Raw genomic sequence first — 20,978 nt, forward strand, 5'->3', positions numbered from 1 at the left:
TGTGGAACTTAATCCGGAGAGCAAAAAAGAAGCAGCTTAACGGCTTAGGCGACAACTACCTTGAAAAACGCCGGTGTCGAAGGCAACCCTGTGACTTCCATACTTTCATCAAGAATAGTGCCTGTCTCATCTAAAACAAAAAGACCTTTTTCATAGGTACTTACCAGAAATTTATTATTGTAGTATTCAACAAAATAAGTGTAACCGGCACCTTCTAAAAAAAGATGTACTTCATTAGAAGTAACGTCAAAGGTGAACAAACTATTATCATCTGCTATAAAAAACTGCTCTCCAACTTTTTCTAAGAATGAAATCGTCGAAGTTCGAATATCGTCACCAGTAAAATATGAAACAAAACTATGCTCATAAGGCAACATATAAATCCCAAATTCTCCGGCCCCTACTAGTATGTATCGCTTATTATCCGCAAAACTAATGGTATTTACGTCCCCAAACCTGCTATCGAGCAATAACGGAAACAAATGCTCAGGCCTTTTTAATTGATCGTGCGAAACATCATATTGATGCAGCCCATGCGCAGAAAATGAAATAAGGTAATCGGATGTACTAAGGGGAAATACTGTATTTACATCTTCGTCCCAAATTAAACCGTTCACTTTTTTACTCAGTTTTTTGAGTTTTTTTGATGACATTTCTATAACATATGCACCGTTTGTGCCGGCGACTAATGCCTCACCATTATAACCAATAGTAATGGCATTAACCTGTTCAGGCTTAGTGGAAACAGCATCAAGCTTAAATTTGCTAATGTCGAGCCGATAAACCCCCTCTCCCCAGGTTCCAATTAAAAAAGAATTTGATTTCTCAAATGCTAATGTGTTTACGCTTATTTTCTTTAATCCCCTTTCATGCAAATTTATCAGCTCTTTGTCCTGAATATTGAATAAAAAAAGTGTATCGTTGCAGGCAATTAGTAGTTGGTCGGTAATATCATTCTTCGCAATATCAGAGCAATTAAGGTGTGGTAAATGCGTGATGTCCTGTAACATACCGTGTTGCATGGTAACCGGATTTACATAGAATACGCCTCCACCAATTATCGATGTCCAAACAGTACCCCTGGAGTCTATAGCTATCCCTGAAACCTGGTTAGCAACGGTGTAACCATTATAAGAATTAAATATTCGCCTTTCGCCGGGTTTTAACATTACCAATCCGTTAGTTGTCCCAACCCAAAAAGTAGAATCATGTTCAATAACATTCATTGGAGTCATACCAATTTCATCAACAGAATCAATTGGTTGAAAATGCATTTCTATGGAGGCAAGAGCACTAAACTGAACGGGAGTCAAAATCAAGAGCAACACTCGGGCAAAAGTCAATGTCTCTATATTGCTATTAATGTTCTTAAATTTTAAAGAATCAAAGCCAATGTTGTTGCTTAATAGAGATTCAACAAACAAATAGGAGAAATTTAGAAATGAAACTGACAGTTGAAGTACAAGCACTAACACAACCTAAACACTTATCCCAAGTAATTTTTACGGCGTTATTATGTACCATAGCCATGTGTACAATTTTAGGCAAGGCTAACTTAGGAAAAATATACCTTACAGATGTAAAGCAGGAATCTCCCAGCAAATGTAGGGACAAGAGAGAAAAGTGTGATATTAGTGCAGACGACATCTTAGGAAGTCTAATTTGGCTAAGTTGATTCTCCGGGTTTATATATTTGTGTTTAGCTTTCTTTTTGCGACAAAGTATAAAAGCAGCCATGACACTAACAATTGGCCCCCAAGTATCCAGTCAAACTGCCAGTACTGCAGTTGAGCGATGTGAATATGCAATAGCACATCCATAATCAGGCCCAATATGATCAGTGGCTTGATGGCTTTCAGGGGCCAGAATCGTTGCTTTTCCCGCAGGGAAAAACGCGCGGTTAACAGCACAAAACTCACTAACGCCGGAAGGCCAATGACAAGGTGGATATAAAGTAAGGAAAGCTGCGGATAGAAGATCCCAAGCAGTGTTTCGGTGTTACTGCCGTAGCTGGAAGACAGTGCGATGATAATGTAGCCGCGCAGCAAATAAACAATTGAAAAATATAATATTTTCGGTGGTTTTAAATACCCATCTTTATCGTAATAATGCTCAGGATAAATAGTGATATTTCGATTTTCTTTAGACAAAATATTAATGTCCTAACACATTTGCAGGATTAACTTTTGCAGCTTTAAAAGCGGGATATAATGTCGCTAAAACACTTAAAATTAATGCCGTAAAGATGGTCACTAATACATCTTTTAGATTCAACATTGATGGCAAGAAATCTATAAAATAGACATCATCCGACAATATTTGAAAACCAAACAAAGTTTCAAAGAAACTTGCGATCCCGGTTAAATTATTCGCAGCCAAAACGCCAACAATGCTGCCCAGGGTCACCCCGATCAAGCCATTAATGATACCCTGCCACATAAACGTAGCGATAATAAGCTGGTTACTACCCCCCATGGTTTTCAGCATCGCGATCTCGGCCTGTCGCTCGTTAACCGCCATTACCAATGATGATACAATGTTAAAACAGGCAACAGCGATCACCAGGGTCAGTGCGATATACACAACAAAGCGCACCAGTTGAATGTCCTGATATAAATGTCCCTGCGTTCGGGTCCAGTCGCTCATGTAAGCATGCTGATTAAGTCGATGCCCTAACTCTCTGGTCTTTGCGGGAGCAATAAAGGGATCGTGGTAAGTTAACTGAATCCCCATTGCGCCGGTACTCACATCCAGGGTATTTGCCGCCGTATTCAGATGCATATAGCCTACGAAGCTATCCAGCTCCCCGCCCAGATGAATTTCACCCAGTAAAGTCAGCCAAATGGCATCTGGTGAAGACAGCTTCCCGGCACCGGTTTTCGGCAATAACACCTGAACCTGATCACCGATTCTCAGATTGAGCTTTTTAATGATACTACGTCCCAGGATCAGGCCTTGTTGATTTACCTGAAATTGTGCCCACTGTGATGCCTCAACCTTATCGGGTAGTGCTGAGAGCTTTGCCAACTTCGGTGATATTGCAGTTAACTCCACCGCTTTGTTTGCCTTTCCTTTTTGCACCAGGCCCGTGGCGGTAATGTAAGGCTGTACCAGTTTTACATTGGGATCTTTGCTGAAGACGTCGACCATGGTTTCCCAGTCGTTCATTCCCTGTGGGCTGACTGCAAACAACTCCCCATGGGGAATATAGGCTAATAAACTGTTTTTTAGCTCCTTTTCAAAACCATTCATGACTGACAACATAATGATCAGCACGGCGCATCCGAGCCCAATACCAACTGTGGAAGACGCTGAAATAAAGGAGGTAAACCCGCTCTGCTTTTTACTCCGCCTGAAACGCGACGCCAGTAACAGTGGAAGTGACGTCATGGTTTGTCCCCGGTCAAAACACCGTGTTTGAGTAACAGGGTTCTGTCCAGTTTGGCCGCCAAACTTTTATCATGAGTTACCACGACAAAACTGGTGGAAATGGTTTCTTTCAACGACACCAGTAGCTGGTAAATGCTCTCTCCCGCCGCATCGTCGAGATTACCTGTGGGTTCATCTGCCAGCACCAACTGAGGTTCCATCACTAAAGCCCGTGCGATAGCAACCCTTTGCCGTTCACCGCCTGATAAGGCTGATGGTTTATGTTCTAAACGCTCAGACAGGCCGACTTTTTCCAGTAAACTTTTCGCTTTTGCCTGCGCCTCAGACTTGCTCATCCTGGCAATCAGACACGGCATGGCGACATTTTCCAGTGCGGTAAATTCAGGAAGTAAGTGGTGCTGTTGATAAACAAAACCCAGGCGTTTGTTGCGAAACTGAGCCTGCTGCTTTTCTGTGAACTGGAAAATATCCTGATCCTGAAAAATAACCTGGCCTTGTGTTGGTTGATCTAATGCGCCAAGAATATGTAACAAGGTACTTTTTCCTGAGCCGGATGCACCGACAATGGCCACCTGCTCCGCCTTGTTGATAGTAAAATTCACATCTTTTAAAACCTGGACGTCACGATCGCCATCGACATAGGTTTTACTGATGTGTTGGCATTGCAATAAACTACTCATAACGTCTTATGTGTCCTGTTGTTTCGGTGACCATGAACAAATCGGCTCATTCGTAACGCAATGCGTTGGCGGGATTAACCTTTAACGCACGCCACGCCGGAATAATTGAGGCCAGTATGCACAAGCCTAATGACGTACCAATCAGCACGCTGATTTGGGTAACATCCATAACAATGGGTAACTCTCCCTCCGGCAGGAAGTTCACTATAGGTAAATTTAACCAATGAATGATGTTATTGATTTGACTGGTTATCAAAATGCCCAGCACCGCTCCGATGAGGGTTCCTTTAACACCGTTGTATATGCCATTGACCAGGAAAATCTGCATCACTTGCCAGCGGTTCATACCCTGGGTACGTAAAATTGCGATGTCGCCCTGTTTTTCATTCACCACCATTACCAGTGCCGAAACAATATTAAACGCCGCCACCGCCACAATCAGTAACAACATGATCAACATCATGTTTTTTTCCATCTTAACCGCATCAAACAAAGCACCCTGGCGCTCACGCCAGTCTGTCCACTGTAAATCAAATTGTGTTAATACCTCCCTGACTGAGAGATACTGAAACGGGTCCTGCATAAATAAGCGGGTATTTGTGATGTCATCCGGCTTTTTGCGTTGCAATCTGGCAAGGTCGGTCAGGTTTATGAGCGCCACTTTGTCGTCTAACTCAGAACCCACATCAAAAATACCGCTGATAGTAAACTTGCGTTGTGCCGGAATACGGCCCAAAGGGGTGTACACAGAGGCCCCGGCTATAATGACCCGAACTTCATCACCGACAGTTAAATTCAGGCGCATTGCCAAAAGTCGCCCGACCACAATGTTGTAGTCACCGGCCACCAACGTATTCAGATTCCCCTGAACCATGTTGAGTTGAAATTGTTGCGCTTGTTTTAAGGCACTGCCATCCAGCCCCTGGATATAAACTGGTTTAAGACCTTCCTGAGCCTGAATGACGGCTTCGTTTTCACTGTAGGGCGCATCGCTAATGATCCAGGACTGCAAGGCATCGCGTGCCTTATCGGGTAGTTGCCCTTCAACGATAAAATGCGGAGCCAGGCCTAAAATCCGGTCTTTGAGTTGTTGTTCGAAGCCGTTCATCACTGAACTGGTGACAATGAGTGCCAGTAAGCCCAACGCGATACCCGCCACTGAAAACGCATTGATAAAGGCGATAAACTGATTGCTCTTTCGGCTATTGCTGTAGCGAAATCCAATAAATACTGACGCGGGTAGTGACATCCATTTTACCTGGTGTAAGTCTTCAATTGCGCTATACCGGAGGCTTAACGCGCTGTGCTCAATTAGCCACTAAAATAAGGGTTTTGTATTAAAAATAAAGGCTCTTGCGAGCCTTTATTTCAATTTCTGTCATTTAGACTTTTTGGCGGCGGGCTTTTTGGGTTCATCAATCACCCATTTATTGTCCTTAAACCAGGCTGTCCACCCGGTCGCTTTACCCTTGTCATTTTCGGAAGAAACATATTGTTGCTTCGTTTTACGACTAAACCGTACCAGAGTCTTGTTGCCCTCGTTATCCTGTGTGGGAGCATCCGCCAGATAACGTAACTTCTCCGGCAGTCGGTCTTTAAAACGCAACAACTCTTCTACCAGTGGCGCCCGTGTCTCTCTCGACTTAGGGAAGTTATGTGCGGCTAAAAAGATGCCGGAGGCGCCGTCTCTGAGCACAAAATGGGCATCAGATTTAGTACAGGGCAATTCAGGTAAATCCACTGGATCGGATTTCGGCGGAGCCACTTCACCATTTTTCAATAGCTTACGGGTGTTGCCACAGGTTTCATTGGTACACTTGAAATACTTACCAAAACGACCTGTTTTTAACTCCATCGGGGCTTCACAGCGATCGCAATCAATAACCGGACCGTCGTAACCTTTGATTTTAAAGTTGCCCTGCTCTACTTCGTATCCGGTACAGGTCGGGCTGTTGCCGCATATGTGCAGCTTGCGCTTTTCGTCGATAACATAACTGTCCATTGACGTACCGCAAACGTGGCAACGGTGGCGCTTTCTCAACACCTGTGCTTCTGCCTCGTCTTCTTTGTCCAGATCCACAACTTCATCGGCAGAAGTCAGGTTCATGGTATTGGTACAGCGCTCTTTGGGCGGCAGGTTATAACCCGAGCAGCCCAGAAACTGACCGGTTGATGAGGTGCGGATCATCATCTCGCGATCACACTTATCACACTTAATGTCAGTTTCAACTGATTTATTGCTGCTCATTCCGCCTTCTTCGGCAGGCAGCTCAGCGGCTAATAACTTTTTATAGAAACCACCGTAAAACTCATCCAGTACATCTTTCCATTTGAGTTTGCCTTCGGCAATTTCATCCAGATGTTGTTCCATGTTCGCGGTAAAATCATAGCTCATCAGATCATTGAATTTTTCCAGTAATCTGTCACTGACAATTTCCCCCATTTTTTCCGCATAAAAACGGCGTTGTTCGAGGCGCACGTAGCCGCGATCCTGAATGGTAGAAATAATACTGGCGTAAGTAGACGGTCTGCCAATGCCCCGCTTTTCCAACTCTTTAACCAGGCTGGCTTCACTGAAGCGCGCTGGTGGTTTGGTAAAGTGCTGTTTCGGGTCCAGTTTCAGTAAATTGAGAACTTCGCCTTCCTTAACATCGGGTAAGTTGTTGTCTTCTTCGCCTTTGCGCTTTATCTGTTCCTGAACACGGGTCCAACCATCAAATTTTAATACCCGGCCTTTGGCGGTTAAATCAAAGTCACCCGCTTTTACCGTGATCGTCGTGGCGTCGTATTTGGCAGGTGTCATCTGACAGGCCACAAACTGTTTCCAAATCAACTCATAAAGCCGCTGAGCGTCTTTTTCCATGTCGTTAAGGAAAGCCCCTAACTTATCAACGTTCGTTGGTCTGATAGCTTCGTGGGCTTCCTGAGCGCCTTCTTTGCTACCATAAAAGTTAGGTTTCTCCGGTAAATAGGCATCACCGAACTGTGATTCGATATAGCCACGGGCACTATTCAACGCCTCAGCACTCAAATTGGTTGAGTCAGTTCTCATATAGGTAATGTGGCCAGCTTCGTACAATCGCTGTGCCATCATCATGGTCTTTTTCACCCCAAAGCCCAGCTTAGTACTGGCAGCTTGTTGCAATGTAGACGTAATAAAAGGAGCGCCTGGACGACTACTGGTGGGTCTGGACTCGCGACTGACCACTTCATATTTAGCTTTTTCCAGCAGCGCTAAAGCACTGTCTGTTTGCGCTTTATTAACCGGTTTAAAGGTTTTGCCATGCTGTTTTGCCACCATCATTCTGAATGGTGTGTTAGCCTGATTGTTCACATCAGCGTGAACATCCCAATATTCTTCAGGAATGAAGGCTTTGATTTCCCGCTCGCGTTCAACCACCAGACGCACAGCAACCGACTGCACCCGTCCGGCTGAAAGCCCTCTGGAAACTTTTTTCCACAGCAGAGGCGATAACATAAAGCCCACGACTCTGTCTAAAAAGCGTCTGGCTTGTTGTGCATTAACCCGGGCGGTATTGACTTCGCCCGGTGTTTCAAAGGCTTCTTTTATGGCATTTTTGGTAATTTCATTAAACACCACCCGATGAAAGGTTTTGTTTTTATTACCAATAATGTTCTGCAAGTGCCAGGCAATTGCCTCTCCTTCTCTATCCAAATCCGTTGCGAGATAGATATGGTCAGCATCTTTAGCAAGCTTTTTTAATTCATTAACGACTTTTTCTTTACCCGCCATAATTTCATAGTGGGCTTCCCAGTCGTTTTGCGGATCCACTCCCATGCGATCCACCAATTTTTGATATTCGTAATGCTGCAAATATTGTTGCTTTGCATCTTCACTAAATTCTTTCAGTTCTTTTGCCGGTTTTTTGGGCGGAACTTTGCCTAATGCTTTCGTTGGCAGATCTCTGACATGCCCGACGCTGGATTTTACGATGAAATCCTTACCCAAATATTTATTTATTGTCTTTGCCTTGGCTGGCGACTCCACAATAACGAGCGATTTTGCCATATTATACGTTCTAACCTTTACCTGACTGGTATTCACAACTACCAGTGGAACATTACATTCATGCTGTTATTAAAATTTCCTATTTTTAGGTATATCTGCAAAGTGAATAGAAAACAAGATTTTCTTCATAGTTATCTCATTCATGCTCTGCAGCCCTTTAAAAATAAGGTCTTCAAGATTGGCACAAGCATTAAAACACGTATAATGGCGACGCGATGAAAGAACTCAAGGCGAATTCTTCAACTCTTTAGAGGAAACTAATGAAGCAATACGAAGTCAATTTTGATGGTCTGGTTGGGCCAACTCATAACTACGGGGGGTTGTCCTTTGGCAACGTAGCCTCTTCCAGCAATGCCCAGGCGACAAGTAATCCTAAAGAAGCGGCAAAACAAGGTCTGGTTAAAATGAAGGCGCTGGCCGACCTTGGCATGCAACAAGGGGTATTAGCACCGCAAGAGCGACCCAATGTGCATGCTTTAAGAAGAATTGGTTTTAGCGGCACCGACGCAGACGTGCTGCAAAAAGCGGCAAAACAAGCGCCTCATATTTTACAATCAGTGTGCTCAGCTTCCAGTATGTGGACAGCGAATGCCGCCACAGTTTCCCCCGGCGCAGACACTGCGGATGGCAAGGTACATTTTACACCGGCTAATTTAACCAACAAATTTCATCGCTCTTTGGAGCCAATGATCACCGGACGGATTTTACAAGGCACATTTCAGAATCCAAAATACTTCCAGCACCATATGCATTTGCCCGACAACGATCACTTCGGTGACGAGGGCGCCGCTAACCATACCCGCCTGTGCGCAGATTATGGCCGCTCAGGTGTAGAGCTGTTTGTTTATGGTAAAGAAGCCTTTGATGTTTCAAAGCCTGCCCCCCAAAAGTACCCCGCTCGCCAAACCTTAGAGGCATCTCAGGCCATTGCGCGGTTACACGGACTGAGCGAAGAAAATGCGGTGTTTATGCAGCAGAACCCGGCGGTAATCGATCAGGGTGTGTTCCACAATGATGTAATTTCGGTTGGTAATCAAAATGTACTCTTCTATCACGAAGATGCGTTTATGGACACAGAATCGAAATTTGCCGAAATTCGCGACAAGTTCAACGGTGATGACCTACATTTTATCAAAGTTGCTCGTGACGATGTCAGCGTACTGGAAGCGGTAAAAACCTATCTGTTCAACACCCAAATACTCACTTTACCGAATGGTGAAATGGCGATTATTGCCCCTACAGAATGTCAGGAAAGTGAATCTGTAAGTCGCTACCTGGATAAGTTAGTTACACTGGGAACACCGATAAAACAGGTGAAATATTTTGATGTTAAGCAGAGTATGCGTAACGGCGGTGGCCCTGCCTGTTTGCGCCTTAGAGTAGCATTGACCGAAGACGAACTGGCGGCGGTAAATCAACACACGCTGATCAATGATGGCTTGTTCGCCCGATTAAACACCTGGGTTGAAAAGCACTATCGAGACCAACTGTCTGTGGCTGACCTGGCCGATCCGCAATTGCTCAACGAGTCGCGCTCTGCACTGGATGAGTTAACGCAAATTCTAAAAATTGGCTCAGTTTACACCTTCCAGCAGGCGTAACACAGACTGACTTTACGAAGGGAGCGATAAGCTCCCTTTCTTATTAATACTCAGAAATTAAAACTGAATCGCATCAACAATCGCCCGTGACACTTCACCGGCGGCACTCAAGGTTGATTCAGGCTCATCGGCATCAGTTCCGGAGTGTTTGGTACTGACAAAGGGCGCGACTTCGGCAATATCCCCGGAAGTGATGTTTAGGTGTTTAGCAAACATCTCCACGGCCATTACAGCTTCATCAGGTGACAAACCGTCAGGTTCAGGGGTCCCGGTGGCACTCACGTATTCTGCGCCAATCGCATCAATATCAAAGGTCAGGTAAATCTCGTCGATACCTTCCTGTTTAAAGTGCTCAATAGTTTCCGACGCGATGGCTTCTATACCCCGATTTTTAACATCATAATTCCAGTACTGTTTAACACCGTATTTTTCCTGCCAGTGCTCTTTCGGTTTGCCGCTGGAGCGAATGCCAATTTGTACAACGTGGAAGGGCCGCTCCAGATCGTTGAGAATGTGATAAGTCCAGGAGCCGAAGCAGATGTCGATACCCAACCGCTGTTGCAGTAAATCCGTATGGGCATCAAAGTGAATGATACCCACTTTCTTACCCAGTTTTTTTTGTTGTTCAATATAGGCTTTGGTTAGCGGATAGCTGATGGAATGATCACCGCCTAAGGCGAAAAAACGCGCCCCCTGATTGAGTTCATAGGCACAGCGCACAACCTCATAGGCGATGGATAACGGGCTCACTGCCAGCTCAAGGTGCTCGTTGTCATAGAGTGCTGAACGACAACTACGCACAGTGGCAGAATTCAAATATTTATCCATGAGCAAGTGTGGAATAACCCGAATATCGCCAATATCGTAGGTGATACTGTTTTTACTCATTCTGTCGTACAGGGCTTGTCGCACAAATAGCGGCCCCCAATTGGCACCGCGTAAAATGCCACCACCGGTGTCATGGCAAATACCGAACACCAGGGGTTTATCTACCTTGTAGTAACAATATTCCTGTAACTTTTTACGCCAGGCTTTGTTAGCATCGTCGCCGGTGACGCCATACAAACGCTGGTGCAATACTTCCTTTTTGTCTTTCGCAGTTTGGACGGTAAATACCCCATTCCCCGGTGCACAAAGGTAATGATTGAGTTTTTCTTCAGGCGTTAATGACACAAAACAGTCCTCGCGATCTTGATAGTATATCTTCTACCAAGAATAGCACCGAGCGCATTATTTGCGTAAAAGCCAGTGATGAAAAAGGCGACCTGGGGTCGCCTTTAACGTTACTACAACGTATTGGTGCAGGAGTTACCTGATCCAAAATCATTGTCATTAGGCGGCGTACTTTCAATGGTGGCATCTTCTGCGGAAACCCCCAGGGTGTGAAACAGACTGCTTCGATTTTCAGAGCCTGCCACCGGGGTGCTGGCAACAATTTTTATGGTTGCCCAGGCGCCGAAATTCTTCGGATATCTGAAACTAAATCGCGCCTGACCATTTTGATCCGTAATTACGTTGCCATCAATGGCACCCACATTACCCGGATCTATCTCACCATTGCCATTAGTATCTTCGCCGCTGTCTAAGATAGCGTCATCATCAATGTCCTCGTTAGAACAGGCAGCAGTATAAACAGCAACCCAATATTCAAACGCATCAGCGTTGGGGAATGGTTCCCAGTAGCCTTTGTAATAAGCCGGTCTTCTGACCTGATAATTAGCATCACCAGGTTCGGCGTTGGGGTCTAATAATTCGATGTATTTTACCGGTGTACCGGAAATCGTAAGTTCCACATTAGGAACCGGGTTTGAGTTTGCATCCGTCACAAACAAGGTAAATTCTTTTTCATAGCTATCTCCTGTCGGTGACAGAATTTCATTACCGGTGCCAATAGAGATAAATAAAGCGCGATTAGCAACAGTAATATTGGTGGAGGCCGCTATCCCCGAGGTATCTTCGGTTGCCGTAATCACGATGGCATCTTCACTGGTTACCGTATTAGAGGTAAATACTGTGGATGCCAGGCCATTACTGTCAGTTACCGCAGCGGGAGGAAACAAACTCCCGCCACTGACATCTTCAGCAGTAAATCCCACAGTAACACCTTTCACCAGGTTACCGATGGGATCCCGCAACACCGCCGTAATGGTACTTTTTTGGCCACCCGGGCCGATAGAGTTGGGACTGGCAGAAACAATAATAGAGGCCACTTCGGTGGCAATGAACTCCACTTCAATACGCGCAGAAACTTCTCCATCATCCGAATCGGTGCCACGCGCACTGATGATTGCCGGGCCAGCAGTATTGGAACTGGCGGTAAAGGTAACCTGGCCATTTTCATCCGTAACGGCTGCATTAGTACTCAGAGTGCCGCGGGTGGTGGTTAATACTATGTCCCCTCCCTGATAAGGGGTATTGTCTTTTAACCAACTAATGGTGATGCTTTCCTGCGTATTTAGCGGCACATCTTCTACCGTAGCTCTGGCAAAACTAAACTCGTCCTCCTGAACAATAATACTCTGTGATGCGCTGGCATTCAGCGCCGTTGCGGTAATCACATCAGTGCCAGACAGCAGAGCATTGTAAGTCAGCGTAATTAAACCCGTTTCATCGGTTACCGGGCTGGTATCAGACAGGGCTCCTTCTACTTGCGAAGACAAACTAACCTGCTGATTTGGAATACCGTTACCATCAGAATCTGCCACTATGATGCTGATATCACCGGTGTCATTAAGAATCACCGAGGTTGGGGCATTAATATTCACGACAGTCCCGGTAACATCAACCGTTAAGGTGCGGCTCAGGCCACCGGCCCTGGCTGTCAAGGTAATGGTACGGTTCTCCGGGTTATTCTGTGAGGTCAATCTGGCCCTGGCAGTACCATCAGCCAGTGTCGTGCCCTGTATGATACTGAGTTCACCCGAATTAGAAGAAAACGAGACATCAATGCCCTCCATCAATATGTTGTCTTCATCTTTTACCAATGCGATAAGCTCTACCTCATCAGAACCACTGGAGGCCAGTAATAAGGAGCTGGTGAAAAAGTCCAGGGTCGCAGGCTGCTCTTCTACCACCTGCCCATCACCGGCTGAATTGAATCCGATATCTTCCTGCTCTGCAGTGTTAAGCGTTGCTATAACCACTCCGGACCCCGCCACCTGGCCAACCCGTAAATTGATAGTGGCAACACCAGAGTCTTCGGTTAGTGCCGTGGCACTGGCAGGATCAAAAAAAGCCAGAGCGTCATTTGACAGCGAAAATGTCACCAACTCATCGGAAATTGGCGCGCCCGTCTGGTCGGTCACTGAGACTTCAACCCGCAATGGGTTAGCAGATGCCAGATCGTTATCCTCTTCGCCTGATACGGTATTGAGCAATCGCATGCTGATGTTTTTGCCGGTTACACTGGCATCGCCCAGTGAGCTAAAACCGATTTGCGCGCTTTCTCCGGTTTGCAATTCAGCCGTAACCAGCCCATCTCCCTGAATAGAACCAACCAATAATCCGATACTGGACACCCCTTGTGCATTTGTTAAAGCCGTGCCATTTTCCGGAGAGAAGCTTGCCAGTCCGGCCTGGTTAAAAGAAAAGGTGACTAATTCGTCATCGGCGGGATTGCCATCGGCATCGGTCACAGTTGCAGTGATCGAAAGTGGTGTTGCCAGGCTTAATTGGTTACTGGCGGTGCCGGTTTCCGCCTCCTGAATTGTCAACTGGACGGACAAGGAGGTGGTATCTGGATCGGTTGGATTATCGTTATTATCACGACTTAAGCCGCCACCACCGCCACCACACGCGGTTAGCGTAAACAAAGCCAACAAGGTTAAAATGTGTTTGGACCAGATAGCCATCAGAAGATCCCTTATCGTTTTTATACTGAGCACGCGACTTCCCCACTTTTAAATTTTTTTATTCAGCTTCGCAAACAATCTTGTTACGCTTGTCCCAAATAATAAATAAAGCAAATTCTATGGAACAAACTAACAAAAAATATAGCCTCACTGCCCGAGTTTTTATCGGCATGATAGCCGGAATATTGACCGGGTTTTTCTTACAGTTACTGTTTGATGATAGCGGAGATTTTACCTTTAGCCTACTTGGCTTGGAATTTTCAACGTATGGATTTTTCGTAGAAGGTATTTTCAACATTATTGGTCAAATCTTTATCGCCAGTTTAAGAATGTTGGTTGTACCTTTGGTATTGGTTTCATTGATTTGCGGAACATCAAATCTCAGTGATCCTTCTCAATTGGGCAGACTGGGCGGTAAATCAATTGGTTTGTACGTTGTTACCACAGCGATTGCCATTACCATAGCGATTAGCATGGCGCTGATTGTCTCTCCTGGTGACGGCGTAGAACTCTCTGCAGACACCACCTTCACAGCCAATGATGCCCCGTCACTGCCTCAGGTCATCATCAATATGTTCCCCACCAACCCCATCAGTGCAATGGCTGACGGTAACATGTTGCAAATCATTGTTTTTGCGCTGTTGTTTGGTATTGCGATGTCGATGGCCGGTAAAGCGGGTGAGCGTTTGTCTGTTATCATGAATGACCTGAACGAAGTCATCATGAAGCTGGTTACCATTTTGATGAACCTCGCCCCTATTGGCGTATTCGCTTTAATGGCAAAACTGTTCTCCACCATTGGCTTCGATACGATATTGGCCCTGTTTAAATACTTTTTCCTGGTACTGGCCGTTTTAGCTATTCACGCCATGGTGGTGTACCCGCTATTACTCAAAGCCTTAACCGGATTGAACCCCGCTATGCTTCTCAGAAAAATGCGTGAAACCGCCCTGTTTGCATTTTCCACCTCAAGCAGCAGCGCGACATTGCCGGTAACTCTGGAAACCGCCCGCAACAAGTTGGGCGTACACAACTCTGTTTCCTCCTTTACTATCCCGCTGGGTTCTACCATCAACATGGATGGTACCGCCATTATGCAAGGGGTCGCTACGGTGTTTATCGCCCAGGTATTTAGCGTAGATTTGACAATCTCAGACTATCTGATGGTTATTCTTACGGCGACATTAGCGTCAATCGGTACTGCCGGTGTCCCAGGAGTTGGTTTGATTATGCTGGCAATGGTGTTACAGCAGGTTGGACTGCCCGTTGAAGGTATAGCGCTGATCATTGGTGTGGATCGCTTGCTGGATATGACACGTACCGCCGTCAATGTAACGGGAGATTGTACCGTTGCCTGTATCGTCGCAAAATCAGAAAACAAACTGGCCGAAGAGGTATTTAATAACCCCGATGCAGATAATGACAACGAAGAAATCGACATGAAGTCTTATCACAAACTGGGTAACGACTAAATCAGCCACGCCCCATTAAAAAAGCCAGTCATCGACTGGCTTTTTTATCTGTGCTGCTACCTATCGAAACACCGACTGGCGCCAATTCCCCAATTCGGTCAGGGTATTTTTCATGGTCATGCTGGCCGCATCGGCCAGTTTGTCCGCCAGTTTTTTGCGCGGTTTATATTTAATCGAGAAGATCTCTTTATCTTTAACCTGCGCCAGCAGGTAGTCATCAGAGGTCTGAATTTCGTCCACCAAATCCAGCTCAAGCGCTTTTTTACCTATCCAATGTTCACCTGTTGCCACTTTGTCAATATCAACAACACTGCGAAACTCCTGGATATGTGACTTAAAATAATGATGAATCTCTTCTAACTCAGCCTTAAATTTAACTCTGGCTTCATCGGTGTTTTCACCAAACATCGTCAGAGTGCGTTTAAACTCACCAGCTGTGTGTTGCTCCCACTCAACGTTATTGTTTTTCAGTACTTTGTTAAAGTTAGGCATTTGGGCGATAACGCCAATGGAGCCAATATAAGCAAACGGCGCCGAGATAATTTTATCTGCAACACATGCCATCAGGTAACCGCCACTGGCCGCCACTTTATCAACCGCTATGGTTAACTTAAGGCCACGGTTTTTAATGCGAGCCAGTTGCGACGCAGCCAAACCGTATCCGTGTACCGCACCACCCGGTGATTCAAGCCTGACTAACACTTCATCGCTGTCGGCCGCGACAGTCAGTAGTGCGGTAACTTCCTGACGCAAACTGTCCACTTCTTTTGCATCCATTGAGCCGTTAAAATCTAAAACGTAAAGCTTCGCCTCAATTTCACCTTCTTTGGACTTTTTATCCTTTTCTTTGCTCAGTTTTTTCTGCGCTTTTTCCCAGCTTTTAAACTGCTCTTTGCTGAATACCGTTGCCTTTGCTTTATATTCTAACTCCTCAAGTTTGTCGGATATAGAACTGATATCCAGCTCGCCTTTGTCCTGTTTTTGCTTTGATGCGATTGAGACAAGTCCGCCGAATGCAAACAACAAGGCTATAACAATAGTAACGGCTTTTAGTAAAAACATGCCGTATTCGCTTAAAAATTCCAATTAACTCTCCTGCTGGTTGGGAATGCGTGTTTTATCCGTATATGGGGGTGTTTATACTAATACCAATTTCGCAGAGAAACTACTACTTAACCCATACCACAGATAGTAAAAGGCCGGCATGACAGCCGGCCTGTATCAGCTTAAATCGCCTTAACTTTTGCTTTTGTGAAAGGCGCTGTTAATACGACGTATCAAAAAGTTGCGATGTATCTTTGTGGCCTGATCACCGCGTTTGAGGTTTAACTCATCCACAATCTGCTCAAGTTCGTAGGTCGCTACTGCCTGTGCAAAATGCGGATAGGCACTCTTGGCCTCAAGACCTGAGATATTCAGCAGGCGATCGACATAAGCTACCTGCAGATTCTGACGGAAGCTGTTGACACTACCTTTCATATCATCCTCAAAGATTGCGTCAGTTAAATCGGCAAACACGACTTCTAACGGGTAATCGTTGCCGTATAACGCGGTATCAACGATGCGCTCAACGGTGTTTTTATGCATCACATGAGCAAGAACCCCTTGTTGCGCTTTCAATACCATTTCGTGTACTTTTGGATCTTCGTTTTTGCCGAAGTTCTCAAAGTCACGTCGTTGTTTTTGCATCTGGTCATACAGGGGCTGCATACCATCAAAGGCATTAGGTGCAAACAGATTGTCTCTTAGTGAAGACATCGCCGCTTTTTGAGTCACGGCTGGGGTTGGAGTAAAAGGCTTGGTGGCCCCTTCCTGCCCAACCATAGCACGATCCACATAAACCCCGCCGATGTAACGTGAGGTGACATTTGCCTGGCGAGAAAATTCAGTGAAAACAGCATTAACTCCCACCACCAGATCATTATAGGAATCTCCGGGGTTTAACGCTTTCTCAGTCATTTTTCCCCAGGTATCCCGGATCAGCTCAAAGCGATCTTTGGCGTAAGCAACAACATCCCCTGACATATCAAAAATGTTAACTCTGGGATCAATATGTCTGCCCGGTGCGCGCATATCATCGGCATCGTTACCAAATGCCAGTTCCGGCTGTGTCGAACGGTTGAGAATTTCGGTTAATCGAGCTTCTTCCGCAGCAGCATCGTCAAGTGCTTCGGAATAACCATATTCAATAACCCAGTCATCATAGGGGCCTGGTTTTTCCGTGTAAAAATCCCCCTGCTCTTTACCTGGAGGGGCGAAGTTTACCGACGGATAATCCATCACTGAACCCGCTAATATGCCCTGAGTAACACTTTCGTCATGCACCACATCGTTGTCGTGCAGTTGCGTGGCACGCATATTGTGGTTCAACCCCAACGTATGTCCGACTTCGTGCAAAATCAGGTAATACATGGTTTGCTTTAACATCTTGTCTTTTTCAATATCACCCATGCCCTGGGCCATCGCCGTTGCCTGACCAAACAACAGGTTAGCATTCATGGCATGGCCTAAAGAGCAATGTAAACCCTCTTGCTCAATATCCACTGTGTCTGTTTCTGAATAGCCATCACTCAGGAAATTAGCCTGAATCCAACGGCCTTTCATAAAGGTGTATTCCAACATGATATCAGCGGCAATAATTTCGCCGGTGTAAGGGTTCGCAATACTCGGTCCATAGCCACCAAAAGGCGGTCTTGGCGAACTGGTCCAGCGCAACACATTGTAGCGAATGTCATCGGCACTCCATTCAGCATCATCTGGCTGAACTTTTACTTCAATGGCATTGCTGATGCCGGCTTTTTCAAACGCAGAATTCCAGGCCAATGTGGCATTTTTAATGGTCTCACGCCACTCCAGTGGTGTGGTATTTTCAATCCACCAGGTGATAGGTTTGACCGGGTCAGAAACTTTTGCGCCTGGTTTTTTCTTTTGCAGATCCCAGCGATTAATCACATCGCGATAATTGGCGGTGCGATCTGAGGTCATATCATCGAATTGTTGCAGGAAATATCCCACCCGAGGATCGTCTCGTCGTGGTTTAAAGTCATTATCGGGAAGCTGCACAAAGGAGTGTTGCAATTGCACAGAGACATAGCGCGGATCGGCAAGTTCATTATTACCGGCATTTTTAGGATTAGCGTCCTCAAAAACATATTCTACGATCATGTCGGTATTTTCTGGAAAGTTGTTAATTTCCAGAATGCGCGATTTACCACCGGTAAACTTACCCAATTTAAAGCGCTTAGAATCTTTATCTGCAGCCGGGTTTGGCCACGGCGATACCTTGTGAATGCTTTCGTTGAGTACCAGGTCAGCCAGAGGAACGGCATACTTGCCCTCCTCGTCCATTTCAATTTTTGTTGATACCAGTACTGCCGAGCTGATGTTTGCATCTGCCGCACGACTGATGGCATTACTCTGATCAAAGTAGTAACGAGGGTTTAGCGCAACGACATCAATGCGATCAAAGTACTTACGAAATTCGATCAATTTGCCATCGCGATAGGCCCCTTTAAAGTGACCAGCGTCAAGGGCACCATTGACTGTATGCGCCATGTAAAGAATGGGCTTGTTTAACATATCATCAGTAATTACGACAAACCCAGAGCCGTCTTTTTCATCGCGATAAACATCCATTAACCCCGGAAATGCTGCTTTTTCTGCCAGCTTTTCAGTCATGGACTTTTCTTTTTTCTCTTCCGCGGCTTCTTTGTCTGCGCTTTCAGATTCTGCGGGAGCGGCTTCACTTTCCTGCATCAATAAGAGTTTGTGTTGTTCGCTTTCTGCGGCCTGAGCATTAATTGCGACTGATATTGCAGCAGCCAGCAAAGTAATTCGAATGTTCCTCATATCTCATCCTGTCGTTTTATTATTGGGTATTAGTTGTATTGCCATTAAATGACAAAAGCAGCAGAGTTTATATCAAAAATACAGAGGAATTGCTTTTAGAAATGCTTCGTTACGAATTAACGAGGTAAAGACGGGACGCTATGCCTTGTCGGTTATTTGTCGGTACTTTTGTGCGGTACACGCCAATCCTGAATCACACCGACGTCAGGAGCCAGTAACCGCCAATGACTCAGGGCTAAACTAATTTCAACCCGCCCAGAGGTCACAAGATTACCCGGTTTACCTTTGCCCGGACATAGCCAGTCAATCAGGTCGTTAAATCCGGGATTGTGGCCAAACAGGTATAGCCGTGTAATATCATCGCTCAGCTCACGCAAAATCGCGACCAGATTGTCCCGACTTGCTTCAATTAATCGCGGTTCCATACGCAAACACTGATAATCCCAGCGTTGTGCCTGAAAGTAACATACTGCGGTTGACCAGGCCCTGACAGCGGGAGAACAAAGCACCATGTCAGGTGCCTGCTGACTGTGGCTGGCCATTTCAGGTGCCTGCATCAGGCCGCGCTGATTGAGTGGTCGATAACAATCCTCGGTGGCGTATTTCCAACTGGATTTGGCGTGTCGACACAATATCAGCGTTTTCATACTTTATACCAACTCCATTAAATGCCAGTTAGTGCGATGGTGTTTGTCTGAATATCGATGCCACAAACTGGGCGACTAATGCGGCGATCACTTCAGGCTCTCTGTTCAACTTTAATTGCGCTTTCAGGCCCATAATTTGCGCCTGAATAATGATTGCCAAACCTTTAGCCTGTGCGGAGATTTCTTCCGGGCTTTTCCCAAGCTCCGCCAATACCAACTCTGTTTGCTGCTGCAATTCATCACGCACTTCCAACAATGCGTTTCTGGCATAGCTTACTAAATCCGGTTGGCGGGTTTCTAATTCATTCACGGTTTTAACCAAAAAACAGAGATCCGAGGGTGCGCTGTTGTCAGTGAAAATAGCCAGCGAAATGGTTTTTGTTAAACCTTCAATCGCAGTATCAGACCCGGCCATAGTAGTCTTCATTTTTAACAGCCATTGCTTTTTATAGCACTCAAGTGTTCTGAGGTATAAGGTGTCTTTGTCTCCGAAAGCCCCATAGATACTGCCCGGCCTCATGTCCATGGCATGCTGCAACTGCCTCATTGTTGTTGCACCATAGCCATTCATCCAAAACAACTGCGTTGCCTTTTCGATGGCAGTGTCAATATTCGCCCGAGTCATATCTGTTTCCAACAAAATTTGAACATTTGTTCAAATTTACCTTGAACAAGCGTTCAATTTCAAATAAATTTAAACGGTAAATTCATTACAGAGGACTAACAAAGATGACTGATTTCACTCTCCACACTCTGGAAAGCGCACCAGAAGCAGCAAAACCCTTACTCAAAAAAAGCCAACAAGACTTCGGCATGATCCCAAATCTGCATGCCGTAATGGCTGAATCACCAGAAGCCTTAGAGGCCTATCAGCAATTGCACCGGTTGTTTACTCAAAGTTCATTGAATAAAGATGAGCTGACGGTCGTCTGGCAAACCATTAACCGCGCCCATAATTGTCATTATTGCTTGCCGGCTCATAGCCTTGTGGCGCAAATGATGGGCGTTGACAGCGAGCTAAACGACGACGTGAAAAATGGCAAAGTACTGGCAGATGCGAAACTCGAAACTTTGCGAGTAACCACGCTGGCGATGGTGGAACAACGCGGTAATTTAAGTGCAGAACAAACAGCAGCCTTTTATCAAGCGGGTTATTCTAATCAGGACATGTTGGCCATTATTTTAGGCATGGCACAAAAGGTAATGAGCAATTTTACCAATCACATCGCCAATACGCCGGTGGACGACGCGTTTAAAAAGTACATTTAATTCCATATTTTTAATATATCAAAGTTGCAATATTAAAGTTATTGCAACTTTTCTGTTCCTGATCCCAACTCAAAAATAGGAAAATATTCAATAGTTTGTAATTTCCTTTTTATATTCAACTGCGTAAATTTTAAAAATATGACGGTTCATACTGGTACAAATTAGATTTTATACAATACTGAAAAGACT

The 20,978-nt window shown here is 45.4% G+C and carries 15 protein-coding genes; 3 read left to right on the forward strand and 12 right to left on the reverse strand.

Features of this window, described 5'->3' with window-relative positions; all coding sequences use genetic code 11:
* Positions 1-44 precede the first annotated feature (44 nt).
* The 6 genes from AC0J20_RS13750 to topA form a co-directional block, all read right to left on the reverse strand.
* Positions 45-1,475 carry a hypothetical protein gene (locus tag AC0J20_RS13750; RefSeq protein WP_473022092.1) on the reverse strand — a complete coding sequence of 477 codons (1,431 nt, stop codon included), beginning with the start codon at positions 1,473-1,475 and terminating at the stop codon, positions 45-47.
* Between the two features lie 210 nt (positions 1,476-1,685).
* A complete protein-coding gene (locus tag AC0J20_RS13755) occupies positions 1,686-2,150 on the reverse strand; it encodes a DUF2919 family protein (protein ID WP_473022093.1) in 465 nt (154 codons plus the stop codon).
* A 4-nt stretch (positions 2,151-2,154) separates the two neighbouring features.
* Complete coding sequence (locus AC0J20_RS13760; protein WP_473022094.1) at positions 2,155-3,390, reverse strand: lipoprotein-releasing ABC transporter permease subunit; 1,236 nt, start codon at positions 3,388-3,390, stop codon at positions 2,155-2,157.
* A complete protein-coding gene (gene lolD, locus AC0J20_RS13765) occupies positions 3,387-4,070 on the reverse strand; it encodes a lipoprotein-releasing ABC transporter ATP-binding protein LolD (RefSeq protein ID WP_473022095.1) in 684 nt (227 codons plus the stop codon). The genes AC0J20_RS13760 and lolD overlap by 4 nt, the downstream gene beginning before the upstream one ends.
* Before the next feature lie 46 nt (positions 4,071-4,116).
* Positions 4,117-5,319, reverse strand: a complete 1,203-nt coding sequence (locus tag AC0J20_RS13770) for a lipoprotein-releasing ABC transporter permease subunit (protein ID WP_473022096.1) — start codon at positions 5,317-5,319, stop codon at positions 4,117-4,119.
* Positions 5,320-5,448: 129 nt separating this feature from the next.
* The gene (gene topA / locus AC0J20_RS13775; protein ID WP_473022098.1) at positions 5,449-8,100 is read right to left on the reverse strand and encodes a type I DNA topoisomerase; all 2,652 of its coding nucleotides are present in this window, start codon (positions 8,098-8,100) and stop codon (positions 5,449-5,451) included.
* Between the two features lie 260 nt (positions 8,101-8,360).
* On the opposite strand from topA, the gene astB reads away from it, so the two are divergent.
* Positions 8,361-9,701 (forward strand): N-succinylarginine dihydrolase, encoded by a 1,341-nt coding sequence (gene astB / locus AC0J20_RS13780; protein WP_229527439.1) that lies wholly within the window; start codon positions 8,361-8,363, stop codon positions 9,699-9,701.
* A gap of 57 nt (positions 9,702-9,758) precedes the next feature.
* Here the strand turns inward: astB and AC0J20_RS13785 are convergent, their stop codons facing one another.
* A complete protein-coding gene (locus AC0J20_RS13785) occupies positions 9,759-10,874 on the reverse strand; it encodes an arginase family protein (RefSeq protein ID WP_473022099.1) in 1,116 nt (371 codons plus the stop codon).
* Positions 10,875-10,987: 113 nt separating this feature from the next.
* Positions 10,988-13,552 carry an Ig-like domain-containing protein gene (locus tag AC0J20_RS13790; RefSeq protein ID WP_473022101.1) on the reverse strand — a complete coding sequence of 855 codons (2,565 nt, stop codon included), beginning with the start codon at positions 13,550-13,552 and terminating at the stop codon, positions 10,988-10,990.
* A gap of 119 nt (positions 13,553-13,671) precedes the next feature.
* Between AC0J20_RS13790 and AC0J20_RS13795 the strand changes: the two genes are divergently transcribed.
* A complete protein-coding gene (locus tag AC0J20_RS13795) occupies positions 13,672-15,024 on the forward strand; it encodes a dicarboxylate/amino acid:cation symporter (RefSeq protein ID WP_229527442.1) in 1,353 nt (450 codons plus the stop codon).
* Between the two features lie 60 nt (positions 15,025-15,084).
* Here the strand turns inward: AC0J20_RS13795 and sohB are convergent, their stop codons facing one another.
* The 4 genes from sohB to AC0J20_RS13815 all read right to left on the reverse strand — a co-directional run bounded on the left by sohB (position 15,085) and on the right by AC0J20_RS13815 (position 20,145).
* Positions 15,085-16,110, reverse strand: coding sequence for a protease SohB (sohB, locus tag AC0J20_RS13800; RefSeq protein ID WP_473022102.1), 1,026 nt, complete (start codon positions 16,108-16,110; stop codon positions 15,085-15,087).
* A gap of 150 nt (positions 16,111-16,260) precedes the next feature.
* A complete protein-coding gene (locus tag AC0J20_RS13805) occupies positions 16,261-18,864 on the reverse strand; it encodes a zinc-dependent metalloprotease (protein ID WP_473022150.1) in 2,604 nt (867 codons plus the stop codon).
* A 161-nt stretch (positions 18,865-19,025) separates the two neighbouring features.
* Positions 19,026-19,520, reverse strand: a complete 495-nt coding sequence (locus tag AC0J20_RS13810; RefSeq protein ID WP_473022103.1) for a SixA phosphatase family protein — start codon at positions 19,518-19,520, stop codon at positions 19,026-19,028.
* Between the two features lie 28 nt (positions 19,521-19,548).
* On the reverse strand, positions 19,549-20,145 hold the full coding sequence (locus tag AC0J20_RS13815) for a TetR/AcrR family transcriptional regulator (RefSeq protein WP_473022104.1): 597 nt from the start codon (positions 20,143-20,145) through the stop codon (positions 19,549-19,551).
* A gap of 104 nt (positions 20,146-20,249) precedes the next feature.
* Here AC0J20_RS13815 and AC0J20_RS13820 point away from each other — a divergent pair, with 104 nt between their 5' ends.
* The gene (locus AC0J20_RS13820; RefSeq protein ID WP_473022105.1) at positions 20,250-20,789 is read left to right on the forward strand and encodes a carboxymuconolactone decarboxylase family protein; all 540 of its coding nucleotides are present in this window, start codon (positions 20,250-20,252) and stop codon (positions 20,787-20,789) included.
* The last annotated feature ends 189 nt before the right edge of the window (positions 20,790-20,978 follow it).

This window comes from Planctobacterium sp. R6 (genome assembly GCF_055755215.1).